15 protein-coding genes and 5 pseudogenes are annotated in these 12,421 nt (G+C 58.7%); 8 read left to right on the plus strand and 12 right to left on the minus strand.

What is annotated here, in order from left to right; all coding sequences use genetic code 11:
- Positions 1–92: 92 nt before the first annotated feature.
- Together FGK63_RS08495 and FGK63_RS08500 are read right to left on the minus strand one after the other, a co-directional pair.
- Complete coding sequence (locus FGK63_RS08495; protein WP_138841168.1) at positions 93–800, minus strand: IS6 family transposase; 708 nt, start codon at positions 798–800, stop codon at positions 93–95.
- Between the two features lie 35 nt (positions 801–835).
- A complete protein-coding gene (locus FGK63_RS08500) occupies positions 836–1,048 on the minus strand; it encodes a hypothetical protein (RefSeq protein ID WP_138841169.1) in 213 nt (70 codons plus the stop codon).
- Between the two features lie 178 nt (positions 1,049–1,226).
- Here FGK63_RS08500 and FGK63_RS08505 point away from each other — a divergent pair, with 178 nt between their 5' ends.
- Positions 1,227–1,655 (plus strand): hypothetical protein, encoded by a 429-nt coding sequence (locus FGK63_RS08505; protein ID WP_138841170.1) that lies wholly within the window; start codon positions 1,227–1,229, stop codon positions 1,653–1,655.
- A gap of 122 nt (positions 1,656–1,777) precedes the next feature.
- On the opposite strand, the gene FGK63_RS08510 is transcribed toward FGK63_RS08505, so the two are convergent.
- Positions 1,778–2,485 carry an IS6 family transposase gene (locus FGK63_RS08510; protein WP_138841171.1) on the minus strand — a complete coding sequence of 236 codons (708 nt, stop codon included), beginning with the start codon at positions 2,483–2,485 and terminating at the stop codon, positions 1,778–1,780.
- Between the two features lie 199 nt (positions 2,486–2,684).
- On the opposite strand from FGK63_RS08510, the gene nhaA reads away from it, so the two are divergent.
- Both nhaA and FGK63_RS08520 read left to right on the plus strand, forming a co-directional pair.
- Positions 2,685–4,040, plus strand: coding sequence for a Na+/H+ antiporter NhaA (gene nhaA / locus FGK63_RS08515; protein WP_138841172.1), 1,356 nt, complete (start codon positions 2,685–2,687; stop codon positions 4,038–4,040).
- A gap of 63 nt (positions 4,041–4,103) precedes the next feature.
- A pseudogene (locus FGK63_RS08520) lies at positions 4,104–4,786 on the plus strand (IS5 family transposase); the annotation flags it as partial.
- An 84-nt stretch (positions 4,787–4,870) separates the two neighbouring features.
- Here the strand turns inward: FGK63_RS08520 and FGK63_RS08525 are convergent.
- Positions 4,871–5,865: pseudogene (locus tag FGK63_RS08525) on the minus strand (fatty acid desaturase).
- 266 nt (positions 5,866–6,131) lie between these two features.
- A complete protein-coding gene (locus FGK63_RS08530) occupies positions 6,132–6,374 on the minus strand; it encodes a hypothetical protein (protein ID WP_138841173.1) in 243 nt (80 codons plus the stop codon).
- Between the two features lie 153 nt (positions 6,375–6,527).
- Between FGK63_RS08530 and FGK63_RS08535 the strand changes: the two genes are divergently transcribed.
- Positions 6,528–7,262, plus strand: coding sequence for a Crp/Fnr family transcriptional regulator (locus FGK63_RS08535; protein WP_138841174.1), 735 nt, complete (start codon positions 6,528–6,530; stop codon positions 7,260–7,262).
- A 58-nt stretch (positions 7,263–7,320) separates the two neighbouring features.
- Here FGK63_RS08535 and FGK63_RS08540 read toward each other — a convergent pair whose 3' ends face one another.
- The 3 genes from FGK63_RS08540 to FGK63_RS08550 all read right to left on the minus strand — a co-directional run bounded on the left by FGK63_RS08540 (position 7,321) and on the right by FGK63_RS08550 (position 8,742).
- Positions 7,321–7,509: a hypothetical protein gene (locus FGK63_RS08540; protein WP_138841175.1), complete on the minus strand. Its 189-nt coding sequence runs from the start codon at positions 7,507–7,509 to the stop codon at positions 7,321–7,323.
- Between the two features lie 301 nt (positions 7,510–7,810).
- Positions 7,811–8,224, minus strand: coding sequence for a hypothetical protein (locus FGK63_RS08545; protein WP_138841176.1), 414 nt, complete (start codon positions 8,222–8,224; stop codon positions 7,811–7,813).
- A complete protein-coding gene (locus tag FGK63_RS08550; RefSeq protein ID WP_138841177.1) occupies positions 8,221–8,742 on the minus strand; it encodes a hypothetical protein in 522 nt (173 codons plus the stop codon). Before FGK63_RS08550 ends, FGK63_RS08545 begins: the two co-directional genes overlap by 4 nt.
- 249 nt (positions 8,743–8,991) lie before the next feature.
- On the opposite strand from FGK63_RS08550, the gene FGK63_RS08555 reads away from it, so the two are divergent.
- The 4 genes from FGK63_RS08555 to FGK63_RS08570 are packed head-to-tail and all read left to right on the plus strand — an operon-like array spanning position 8,992 to position 10,658.
- Positions 8,992–9,258, plus strand: coding sequence for a hypothetical protein (locus tag FGK63_RS08555; protein ID WP_138841178.1), 267 nt, complete (start codon positions 8,992–8,994; stop codon positions 9,256–9,258).
- Positions 9,259–9,296: 38 nt separating this feature from the next.
- Positions 9,297–9,683 carry a hypothetical protein gene (locus tag FGK63_RS08560; protein WP_138841179.1) on the plus strand — a complete coding sequence of 129 codons (387 nt, stop codon included), beginning with the start codon at positions 9,297–9,299 and terminating at the stop codon, positions 9,681–9,683.
- Positions 9,684–9,691: 8 nt separating this feature from the next.
- A complete protein-coding gene (locus tag FGK63_RS08565) occupies positions 9,692–10,153 on the plus strand; it encodes a hypothetical protein (RefSeq protein ID WP_246043980.1) in 462 nt (153 codons plus the stop codon).
- Between the two features lie 13 nt (positions 10,154–10,166).
- Entirely contained in the window at positions 10,167–10,658 is a 492-nt protein-coding gene (locus FGK63_RS08570) for a BTB/POZ domain-containing protein (RefSeq protein ID WP_138841181.1), read from the plus strand.
- Between the two features lie 84 nt (positions 10,659–10,742).
- Here FGK63_RS08570 and FGK63_RS08575 read toward each other — a convergent pair.
- The 4 genes and pseudogenes from FGK63_RS08575 to FGK63_RS08590 all read right to left on the minus strand — a co-directional run.
- Positions 10,743–10,979: pseudogene (locus FGK63_RS08575) on the minus strand (IS481 family transposase); the annotation flags it as partial.
- A gap of 207 nt (positions 10,980–11,186) precedes the next feature.
- Positions 11,187–11,375, minus strand: a complete 189-nt coding sequence (locus FGK63_RS08580; protein ID WP_138841182.1) for a hypothetical protein — start codon at positions 11,373–11,375, stop codon at positions 11,187–11,189.
- A 665-nt stretch (positions 11,376–12,040) separates the two neighbouring features.
- A pseudogene (locus tag FGK63_RS20960) lies at positions 12,041–12,160 on the minus strand (IS110 family transposase); the annotation flags it as partial.
- Positions 12,161–12,272: 112 nt separating this feature from the next.
- Positions 12,273–12,421 (minus strand): annotated as a pseudogene (locus tag FGK63_RS08590) (IS5/IS1182 family transposase); the annotation flags it as partial.

Here is a 12,421-nt window from a genome sequence, read left to right on the forward strand (position 1 = left end):
ACGCGGTGAGCGCGCTGTGCCTCCAGCGTCCCTTCCTCAGGTGGTGTCAGACAGATTCTAACCAGTCTCAGTTTCCCAATAACCGCGGGAACTTAGGCGGAACAGAGCTGACGCCACTCGGCGAGAGCGGCGTTGCGGATTATCTTGAAGTTTTCGCGGGTGTAGAGGTGGCGCTCCTGGTTGAAATGGTTTGCGACGGAAGAGTGAACGGCGGCGAATTTCTGTAGACTTCGCATGCGCCGAAAGCGCTGCATTGCCCGCTCTCGTCGTCGGAATGGCAGATGTGAATTCTCGACCCGATTGTTCAACCAACGCCCTGTACGCTGCAGATCGGCAACTCCAATTTCCCGCAAAGCGGCCCGGTACGAGGGGAACCTGTCGGTCACCAGAACTTCCGGCCGACCGTAGCGCCGCATCAATTTTCTGAGGAATTTCAGTGCCGCACGCTTGTTTCGGCGTTTGGTGACAACGGCTTCCAGAACTTCGCCTTCGTGATCAACCGCCCGCCACATGTAGTGACGTTCACCGTTGATCTTCACGAAAACCTCGTCAACGTGCCACTGCCATTGCCGCCCGGATCGCAACCTTTCGGCCCGGCGGCGCCGTATTTCGGAGGCGAACATCGGGCCGAACCTGTTCCACCAGAACCGGATCGTTTCGTGGCTGACGTCGATGCCGCGTTCGTGCAAAAGGTCCTCGACGTTCCGCAGTGAGAGCGGGAAGCGTACGTACATCATGACCGCCAACCGGATGACTTCCGGGCTGCTGTGAAAATACTTGAATGGGTCGCGTTTTGGCATGGCGGGAAGCTACGAGACCGCCCTGCCCGCCTCAACTAGATTCCTTCTGACACCACCTCATCAACATCACCGTCGAGGGCTACCCTTATGGAGCTGCAAATACGCTCGTCGGCGCGGCCATGTTCACCGGCCCCGATTGGCGTGACAGGATGGCGTCGACCGCCAACAACTTCCAGCTTGGTGCAGACCGGATGACCGAAGATCAACTGGTCGTGGCGCAGCAGTGGCGTATCTGTCCCAAAAAGCATCCTTCCATTCCAACGAATGGATCGCACCATCAAACCTTGGGATCAAACACCTAGGCGGTAACTCGTTACGTATGGCTCGCATTCAAGAAAAGTACACACTAGACTTCGACGGGAGTTCATTTGCTTGGATACTGATCACTGATTATTCCGCGCCTAATCCTCAAAGGAGGACGTCCATATGACCACCCCCCAGTTCCCCTGCCGCCTTCGTTTTCGCCCCGAGAGCGAAGAGGACGCCAACGCACTGAAAGCCCAGATCGAACCCGCTCTCGGAGCAGACCGCCTGACCCTAATAAATCCGGCGCCCGGGGGTGCGGATGACAGCGAAAAGGCCTTGCACCAGATGGGTGGCAGGATCTGGGAGTTTGAGGCGCGTTCGACAGAGGAGGTCTCCGATCTTCTGGGCGTCATGGCCATGATTGCCAATGGTCAGCAGATTCTTCGGACCGTGGATTTAGCGGAACACTTCACCGGCGATGCCTACGCGGATAAGAAGGCCCGTGCGGAACGGGTCACCGGCTTGCTCGGGTCTGAGCATAGGTCCGCACGCTTGGGCTACCTGACCTATATGGGGCTCGAGGACGACGTGCCCGGCGACCCGGCCTAAGGCCCGCCGGCTGTTCAGATTTCCGGAACCGTCTCTTGGGAAGCGGCAAACTCTTCGGAAGCGGCAAAGGGTGCTGTCCGACAGATTCTAACCAGTCTCGTCAAGGGCAGTGATGCTGCCCTTTATGCCGCGCCAAGCTGGCGCCACTCGGCGAGAGCAGCGTTTTGGATCAGCTTGAAATCCGCTCGCGTGTAGAGGTGACGCTCCTGGTTGAAATGGTTGTAGACAGAGGAATGGACGGCGGCGAATTTCTGTAAACTTCGCATGCGCCGAAAGCGCTGCATTGCCCGTTCTCGTCGTCGGAACGGCAAATGCGAGTTCTCGACCCGGTTGTTCAACCAACGGCCCGTGAGTTGCAGATCGGAGGCTCCGATTTCCCGCAGAGCCGCGCGGCAGGAGGGAAACCGGTCGGTCACCAGAACATCAGGCTGGCCGTAGCGTCTCATCAGTTTTCTGAGGAATTTCAATGCGGCTCGCTTGTTTCGACGTTTCGTGACGACGGACTCCAAAATCTCGCCCTCGTGATCCACAGCCCGCGACATGTAATGGCGCTCGCCGTTGATCTTCACGAAAACCTCATCGACGTGCCACTGCCATTGCCGCCCGGATCGCAGCCTTTCCGCCCGCCGACGCCGGATTTCAGCGGCGAACATCGGCCCGAACCTGTTCCACCAGAACCGGATCGTTTCGTGGCTCACATCGATCCCTCGCTCATGCAGAAGGTCCTCGACGTTCCGCAACGAAAGCGGGAAACGAACATACATCATCACCGCCAAGCGGATGATTTCCGGGCTACTGTGGAAGTACTTGAATGGATCGCGTTTGGGCATGGCGGGAAGCTATGAAATCGCCCTGCCCGCCTCAACCTGAATCCCTCTGACACCGCCCTCCTGACCTTTGCGGAAGCCCGAGCACTTTCCGCCTGAGGCTTTTGCGGCATGGCCGAAGGACAAGGACCATCTCTCGTGCTCGGCGTATCTGCGATACAATGCGGGAGTTCCTCTCGACCGGAAAAGGCGTACTCGTGCCGTGATCGACAACTACGAAAGCCTGCCCCATGAGACCGCAGACATCATAACTAGGCCCTTCGCACGCTTCCTGAAGATCGAAGCGGCAGCAGGCGGGCTCCTGCTTCTAGCGGTTCTGCTGGCTTTGGCGCTGGCAAACTCACCTTGGCAAGAAGCCTTTCTGGGCTTTTGGGAGATACCCATTGGCCTGACATTCGGCCCGGTGGATTTCACCCGCTCCCTGCGACACTGGATCAATGACGGTCTGATGACACTTTTTTTCTTTGTGCTTTCGCTGGAGCTCAAGCGGGCGATCGTGCTGGGCGAATTGCGAAATCCCCGACAAGCTGCTCTACCCTTCGCAGGCGCTGTGGGCGGTATGGTGGTGCCAGTCTGCTTGTTTCTTGCGTTGATGTCCGGGCAACCCGGGATGCACGGCTGGGGAACCGTGATGGCAACCGATACCGCGTTCGTGATCGGGTGCCTGGCGCTTTTCGGAAGCCGGATCCCGACCGCCTTGCGGCTTTTCCTGCTTTCTTTGGCAATCTTCGACGATGTCGGCGCGATACTCGTGGTCGCCCTTGGATACGGGGAGGCGTTGAATTGGTCGGCGCTCGGGTTGGGTCTGCTGGGTATTGGTATCATTGCAGCCGCCTCGCGCCTCGGAATCAGAAGCGTCCCGGTCTATTTCTGCCTGGGAGCGGCAATCTGGCTTTGCTTCGACACCTCCGGCGTTCACGCGACCATTGCCGGTGTCATTCTGGGCCTAATGACACCTACCCGAATTTGGGTGAGCGATGTTCGCCTTCGTGCGATCCTGGGGCGTGTACTCGCTGCTCCGGCCGGCGATCATCGGCAAGGGGATGCTGCAGGCCAGCGTGACCTCCGTCAGGCGGGCCGAGCGCTCACGGAATCGCTCTCGCCGGTCGAACGTCTTGAGATGATGCTGCACCCTTGGGTCGGCTTTGCAATCATGCCGATCTTCGCGCTGGCAAATGCCGGCGTCACGATTGACGGGGCCGATTTTGGCCAACCGGTCTCCTTGGCGATCATTGTCGGCCTTGTATTGGGAAAACCGATCGGCGTTTTCGGGTTCAGCTGGCTTGCGGTTCGCTCAGGGCTGGCGATGCTCACGCCCGGACTGTCGTGGCCCTTCATCATGGCCGGCTCGTTTCTCACGGGAATCGGATTCACGATGTCGCTGTTCATCGCGGGCCTGGCCTTTGATCCAGAAATGCTCAGCGCCGTAAAGCTCGGAATTCTCTCCGGATCAGCCATTGCCGCAACGGCCGGAATCCTCGTACTGATTCTGCTGACACTTCTTGCAGCGTACGCAAAAAGCGCCACAGGCACAGGAGACAAAGGCCCGAAAATCTAGGGTAAGGATGCATTGATTTCTGTCGTGCAGCGTGATTCACGGCTCGGAAAACGGAGCAGTGATATGAGCGATCTTTTCTGGCTGACCGACGCACAGATGGCACGTCTGGAGCCCTTTTTTCCGAAGTCGCACGGCAAGCCCCGGGTTGACGACAAGCGTGTGTTGAGCGGAATAATCTTTATCAATCGCAATGGCTTGCGCTGGCGTGACGCTCCTGCCGCCTATGGCCCGCACAAGACGCTCTACAGCCGATGGAAGCGCTGGAGAGAGAAAGGCATCTTCGCGCGGATTGTGGTCGGGCTGGTTGCTGAACACGGCGAGGAAATGACTGTAATGATCGACGCGACTTATCTCAAAGCTCACCGTACTGCGACCAGCATGGCCGCCAAAAAGGGGGGCGCGGTCGTCTGATCGGTCGAACCAAAGGCGGCATGAACACCAAACTACATGCCATCTGCGACGGCCAGGGGCGCCCGCTTGACCTATTCGTCACCGCCGAACAGGTCAGCGATTATATCGGTGCACGGGCGCTGCTCAGCAGCCTGCCAAACGTCAAATGGCTGCTCGGGGATCGTGGCTACGACGCCGACTGGTTCCGAGAAGCGTTGCAAGACAAAGGGATACGCGCGTGCATCCCCGGAAGAAAGCAACGCAAGACGCCGGTCAAATACGACAAGCGCCGATACAGGCGGAGAAACCGCATCGAGATTATGTTTGGCAGACTCAAGGACTGGAGGCGCATGGCCGACTGTTCCAAAAATGATGCCGTCAGGTTTTGTGGGGGCATCCAAGGCACCAATTCATTGACCAGCGGCCATATCACGCAAGGCTCAGGCGGGAAGTGCCCGGGCCTCTGCAAACGACAGCAATCTGCGGCTCTTCTCGTCCCAAAGGTGAAGTCGCGCGCAGCGGAAGCTTTCCCAAAGCGTGATGCGTCTGGTCTGTGCCAGGGCGTCGTGATCCTTGACTACGTCGCCTAAACGGTAAAAGGGGATGCGGCTGGCCAAGTGATGCACATGGTGGACTCCGATGTTCCCGGTTATCCAGCGCAGGATGCCGGGCAGGTCGCAGTGTGAACTACCGTGAAGGGACGCGTCTTGGATGTTCCAGTCTTCCTCGTGCCGCCAGCTGGTTTCCTCAAACTGATGCTGCACGAAAAAAACCACATGCCGGCAATCGCTGCCAGAAGCATCGTCGGCAGGAAGACGAACAGCAGTACCTCCCAACCGCCCAGCAAGACAATCACTGTCAGAGTTAGGCCAATGGCGCCGTTTGTCGCCATTGCACTCAGCCAGTAGCGCCAGCCGGACCGCATCAGTTGGACGGGCAGCCGGTTGTGCAAAAAGAACGTGTAAAATGGCACCACCCCGAACAGGAAAACCGGATGGCGGACGCGTCGGTAAAGCGCCCTGCCTGGCCATCCCTTTTTGCGGTATTCTCTGACCGTCAGTATCGGTATGTCTCCGACGCCTCGGCGGTCCAGGTTCCCGGTCGTGGCATGGTGGATCGCGTGGGTCTTGCGCCAGACGTCATAGGGCGTCAGCGTGATAACGCCGATGATTCGGCCGATCCAATCGCACAGACGCCGGTCGCGGAACAGGGAACCATGCCCGCAGTCGTGCTGGATTATAAACAGCCGGACAAGAAAGGCTGCATTCGCAAACGCGAGGGCCAGTGCCAACGCCGCGCTGATCGAGAGCACCCACCAGGCAACCGCCCATATTGCTGCGAAAGGCACAAGCGTGACCGTCAGTTCGAAAATGCTGCGGGAGGGGATTGGCTGCCGGTATTTTACCAGGGTTCGTGTCCAGTCTGATGCGGTCAGCCGGGCCTCCTCCTGCCTCGGACCGGTCACACCGGAGGGGTGTCCCGCGCCGGGTGCTCTGCCCGTGACGGGCAAGTGTCCTGGCTGGACCCGCGCTTTCCGTGCGGTCGAGGCAGATCCGGCATCCTGCATGCCAGGTTGGACGCTGCCGTCTTGGCGGCCCGTGCCACCCGGCATGTCCTGCTGACCGGACTGTTGGCCCCGTGCATCGTACGAGTTGGACGAAAGCGGCATAGGCGATGTCTATCCCACTGCGATTGAGTATGTCATCCCGGCGGCCTCCGAACGGAGTTACCACCAGCAATGATCCGGTTGATGAGAACGGCCACGGCCCGATGCGTCTCTATCTCGCCATCAGCAACAACTGCGCTTTCATGCGTCTTTGCAGCATCGCGCAGGATACCCACGATCTCGCGTTCGGACAGGAGGTTGTGATCGTTCATCGCCAGCAGCATCGACTCGCAGATTGAGAGGGCGGCCATTCCCGAGAAGTCCTTCTCGCTACGCATTTTATGGCTTCCTTCCAGGTAACGGTAAAACAACGCGCGGCCGGGCGGCCTCGCTTATCCCAAGCATCTTCGCAGAAAAAGGGTATGCTGGGCTAACCGAAAGCAGTCTCCGCACGATTGCGTCTGGAGGTTTTTCCGGCTTGCGAGGCCCCGATGACGGATGTTTTAGAAAGCCCGCTTACACGGAAGTTGCAAGTCTTTGTCGCCTTGTCTGAAGTTGAATTGGGCGTTTTGAAGCGTTTGCATCTGCGCCGTCGGTCCTTCGCGGCGGGGCGTGATCTCGTGCATCAGGGGCAGTCGGATCAGGCCGCTTACATTCTTGCCGCCGGCTGGGTGTGTTCCTACAAGCTTCAGCCGGACGGAACCCGCCAGATCGTGGACTTCCAGATACCAGGGGATTTTCTTGGATTGCGCAGCGTGCTACTGCGCACGTCCGACCACAGCTTCGAGCCGGTCACGGATATTCAGGCGGCGGAAGTCTTCGCGGACGACCTTCTGGAAGCATTCGAGAAGACGCCTCGCCTGGCGGCAGCAATTCTCTGGGCGGCATCACGGGACGAAGCCATGGTGGTCGAGCATCTCGTTGGAGTTGGTCGGCGCGCGGCGGATGCGCGCATGGCGCATTTCCTTCTGGAACTGGGGGCAAGGCTGAAGCTGGTCGGAATGGGGAGCAAGAAAGGGTACGCCTGTCCTTTGACCCAGTATCATCTTGCGGATGCACTCGGCTTAAGCGCCGTCCATGTGAACCGTGTTTTGCGGCAGCTTCGCGAAAGCGGCCTGCTGACCTTTCGGGACGGCCGTGTGACGTTCGACAAATATGACGGACTGGTGGAGCTTTCGGAGTTCGATCCGGCGTATCTGGATCAGACCGGCCCGCTCTTGAAATGAAGGAGGCCGCCCTCCGAGTAACTTGGGGCGGCCGGATCTTCTTCTGAGACGAGATTAGTCAGGAAATCGCTTTTGTAGCCGCGTCGAGTTCCTTGTTCGTTTCGGCGAAATTATTCGCCTCGTGCGCTTTCTCGGCAGCCTGATAGTGTTTCTGCGCCCGGTCCTTTCTGGGACCGGCAGGAGCCTTGTCAAAGGCGGCCTTGACGGACTTCATCTTGTCAACGGTCTTGGTCTGTTCTGGTGTCATTAAATTGTCCTTTCCTGGACATTCCGAGAATAAAATAAGAAGCGTGCCGACCCGCCGGTCTTTTGGGGATCGGCACGCCCACACGCTTCTCGAGTACTCGGAAATACAGTGCCGCCGGAGATTCGGCAGGCACGATGCCATATACCCATCTTCTCGGCGTTGCGGCACTGACCTAAGTTAGCTTGGGGTGGGCTCAACGTCTTCCAGCCAGAGATCTTGAAACGAGAAACTCAGCAGCTGGGCCGCTCGGCAACTAGCGTCCGGAAGTTTCACATCCCGAGATGCGGGTTTTTCTCTCGCGTCACGCGGTTGGAGTTTGTTGGTGTGACAGCCGCAGCCACCCGCCGTCGTCCAGCAGATATGTGGACGCGCAGAGCGCCTTATAGATTGGTGAGCCTGGCTTCTCGGCTATTGCGAGGTAGGCGAGCACGGCAACGACACCATGACTTGTCTCGCTGCGGTCTTTCATTTCCACAGTCCTCCAAACCGCGTTTTGCTTCACATGCTTCCAGATCAGGTTGCCCCGAAGGATGCCCGGTGGATAGGGAAGTATCATCACTGCATTTTCCGAAGTCATGGTACGCGCGCTGTCCGCACCGCTGGTCCAGAATCGCGCCTCCAGATCCCAGAGGATTGCGTTGTCCTTAACGTTCTTGCCACCCTGCTTTCGAACCGAATTCTTGCGGGCGCTGGCCGGTGCTTTGCCAACGGTCATTGGCCTGATCCCGGTGCGCCAGCGAACACCATTTGCATTGCCAGGAAGAGGATCGCCAGTACCATCCAGATCACTCCGGACGACATCGCCGGCCCCTTTGCTACGGTGCCAGAAATTGTCGCGCACCGCTCGCGGCGTTCGGGAAGACGGATCAGTTCCCGCGCGACCAATCTGTAGTCCTGTTTGAGTGCGGGCACGTCACGGAATTGCGACAGCAGCATCTCCAGTCGCGAACCAGCGGCCTCATTCTCCAAAGCAGCAAGCGCGGGTGCCTCTTCCCAAGGTTCGAGATCAAGCCTCGCAAGGGCCGAAAAGACCGTAACGGCATCGCCAACCCGGTCCTCACCAACAGAGGCGTGTAAAAATCGTTCAAACTCGGGTTTGTGCGGGTGAAGAATGCCACCTGAAGGCATCGTTGTTTCCTCCTTTTTGATGTTTCCGGATGTTGAGGCCGAACCTGCCGGATGATCGATTCCGCCCCTACTCGAGGGCCGAAGACTTTGGATTGTTTTGATCATACTCGCATCGCTCAACCTATGCGCTGACGCAGATCAGCCAGATTCCTGCCCACTGCTTCCAAGCAACGGCGGGAAGGTTCCGTGTTTGACTGCGAGGTCCGGGATCCTGGCGGCGCTAACATGGGTCAGCGCGCATCGCCCGGTTCTGGGATAGAAACATGGTGACCGCCAAATTGGGCAGCCTCCCTGCAACCGGGAAGTCGCTGTCAATGTAGCGCGGAAGACATGCAAACATCGCGGAGACCGGGGATGGCCTTGCGCTCAATCAAATCCACTGTGTCCTTCCCGCAGCCCTTTACCTTGTCCGGGTATTCGGACGAGTTGCCTGCCGGAGCATACGAACTGCTGGTCGAGGAAGAACTCATCGAGGGGCTGAGTTTCACGGCTTACCGCAGAACGGCGATTTACCTGACCATACACGGCAAGGGGCGATCGCTGGGCCGGACAGAAATGCGGCCAATTACCTGGACCGACCTGGAAACGGCACTAGGCCACGGCATTCAAAATGACACCTGAAGATAGCGAGGCGGCGCTTTGCCGCTGGAGGGCGCACAATGAACACTCCCGAATGGCTTAAACCCGGCCTCTACGGCGCCGTCACCGGCGCGGTACTTGTTAGTGTAGCTGGATTTTCTTGGGGCGGCTGGGTAACCGGCCGAACCTCGAACGACAGGTCCGTGGCGATGGCCCGCGAACACGTTGTCACCGCATTGGTGCCCGTCTGTCTGGACATGGCCCGAACCGATCCGGAACAGGCTGCCAAGATGGCGGCGATCCGGGCGGTTTCCACCTTCCGGCAGCGAGATGCTCTCATGGCGGCTGGCTGGGCAACAGTACCGGGAGCCGAGACGCCAGACCGCGAGATTGCGCAAGCCTGTCTTGCGGCCCTTGACCTAAACAAATCGCCGGAGCGTCCGGAAAACCCGATCAATGAAGGATGAACAGCGCCATGTCACCACCTCTGCCCGAAGCAACAGATCTTGAACGACGCGTGCTGGCCCATGAACGGATTCTCCAGTCGCTCATTGCTTACATGTCCCAGACAGAACCGCGTTTCCTTGAGCACCTGAAGAAGCGTTTTGTTGAGCCGATGGCCATGGTGCAGCACGAGCATGACCACCGAAACGCGGATGATTACGCGGAGGAGTTCATTCGGGCCGTGATGACCCTTGGAGAAACGCAATTGCCAAAGGCGGCAAGCTCCAGGGTGCTCGTGAAGCCATTGCACCAACCGGAAAAGAGACAAACTTCGGCACACCCCTATTATCCCACTGCGCAAGCTGATCGTGTCCGTGTCAGAGAGAGGAATGGGATCTGGGAGGTCAAGGTGGATGGTGTGTTCCACGGGGACTACCACGACAAGGGCAATGCGCAGGCAGCCGCGGCTCTGGCCCGCCTGTCGCTTCGATGAGAGGACTTCTCCTATGAACGAGCTAGTCAGAAAGTCAATTGCGGTTTTCGCCCGGCCTTTCAGAGTGCCTCACTTCGACGAGACGCTTCCGGCAGGAGAGTATGACATTGAAACGGAACTGTGTTCACCGCCCGACCAGCTGCACCCGGAAGCCTGGAAAGCATCTGTAGCGGTGAGGCTGCATTCTCGGGCGTCCCACCCCGGCCTGGCGAGAACCTTGACCGTTTCACTGGCCGACCTCGATGACGCTCTGGCAAAGGACAAGCTGACCGGAAAAGATCTGGCCGAAATTTTCCTGGAAGAAATGCTGGCAGACCCGATGGTTCGGCTGGTGATGGAGGCCGACGGTGTTTCCGAGATGCAGCTTCGGCACCTCTACTCGGGCGGGCGCGCATGCCAGACTGACAAAGAGGCACCGGATGCGGCTCCTGCAAGTAAATTGCCACAGGAAAATTCACCGATACAGGCGGCGGAGAACGAAGGAATGCCGACACAGGGGGAATAAAACGCGTGGATGCACCCCGCGACCGCCAGGGTCTGCGCCGGGTGCCGGTCCGCGCGAGCAAGAGAGGAAACAATATGCCCGACCAGAACGGCGGAAGCGCTCGCAGATGCCGTTGGTCTCGGGGCTGTTGGCCTTGGTCCTGGTGTGATCCACGTCCTCGATGGCCAGGTAGAGCTGATGGGCATGGTTCTCGACCTTGCCGCAATATTCGGTGCCGCGGTCCGTCAGGATACGCAGCAGGCTGATGCCGTGTTCGGCAAAGAAGAGGATAACCCTATCATTCAGCAGGTCGGCTGCCGTGATCGCGGTTTTCTCGGTGTGCGGTTCACTTGAACCGTGTCTTGTGGCAGCTGCGCGAAGACGGGCTTGTCACTTTTTTGCGCCGGCAAAGTGACATTTGGAAATTGTAACCGCCTGTTCCCATTGGCGGTGTTCAACCTAGCCTATCTCGATCAGGCAAGGCCGTTCCTGATATGCGGCGGGCCGCGCTCCACCGCACGGCCCGCCGCATATGTCCAATGCCAAGTATTACCCGAGCGCATGCTTCGCCGCGCCGAGTTCCTTGTTCATCTCAGTATGTTTCTTGGCCGTCTGGGCCTTTTCAGCGGCCCGGTAATGCTTCAGGGCGGCGTCCTTCTTGGGACCAGCAGGCGCCTTGTCGCAGGCGGCCTTGACCGAGGTCATCGTCAGGGAGGGTTTTTCGGTTTCGGGTGTCATTCGGTTGTCCTTTTCTGGACGTTCCGAGAAACAGAAGCGCAATTAGCAGACAGACCTTGTAAGGGTCTGGCAGGCTCTCCGCGCTTCCGTGGTACTCGGTAATACAAACCGGCAGGAACTGGGCCGGCAGGGATCACCTAACCTGCTTCAAATCCTTTCCGCACTGACCCAAGTTAGCGCGGATTTCCGCCGCAGGCCGGTTTCCGCCTGCGTCTCAATACAGCGGGGTCTGCTGGTGCGACATGCGAAACCACCTTCCGATGTCGTGCAGCTAGGTGGACGCACAGTTGGCATTCAGGATCGGCGCCACCGCTTTTTCAGCTTACCTAATCATGCCGATGTGAAGCAATGACAGAGCAATCCATAATTCTTGAAAGCACGTTGACGGGTGCTGTCATTTGTGGACGGCTCCTGTTTTGCAAGGGATTTCTTTAGCGACGTGGATCGAAGCAGGTTGCGGTCATTTGTCCGGCCTTTTGGCGCGGTGCGAAGGACCGCTGGCCTTGATGAAGTCCGCTTGCCGGGTTCCTATCAGACAGGCGAGCTGTGAAGCCCAGGCAGCACCCCGGAGTGTCCCAACAGCGGTCCCGTTCGATCATCATCACTCAAATCTGCCCTTGCATCTCGTGGCGGCGTTGTCGAAACACCGCTTGTTTCTCCCTCGATCAGTTGGCCGGTGTGGTTCTGTAGGTCTCTCCCCTCGCGAGCAGAGCCCAGGCTGTTCGGGCGGTCTTGTTGGCGATGGCCACGGTCACGAGCCGGGTTGGTTTGCGCTCCAGCAGGGATCTGACCCAGGACCCGGTTCGGCTGGCCGATGGCGCGGACGGGCGGTTGCTCCTGCACGACTCTGTTGCACAAATCGGGTGATAGCCGAGGTTCCCCTTTCCCCGGACGGACTTATCCCATAGCTTCCGTGACGGTTGTGCCGAGTGCGGTGTAGCTGTTGAGCACGGCGATACGGACCTGGAGCTCCGCGACTTGGCGGTCGAAGTCCCGTGCCATGAGCTTCTGCCCCAGCAGCTTCACGCAATGCATCTTCGTCTCGA

Source organism: Ruegeria sediminis (assembly GCF_005938215.1).
GTDB classification, from domain to species: Bacteria; Pseudomonadota; Alphaproteobacteria; order Rhodobacterales; family Rhodobacteraceae; genus Ruegeria; species Ruegeria sediminis.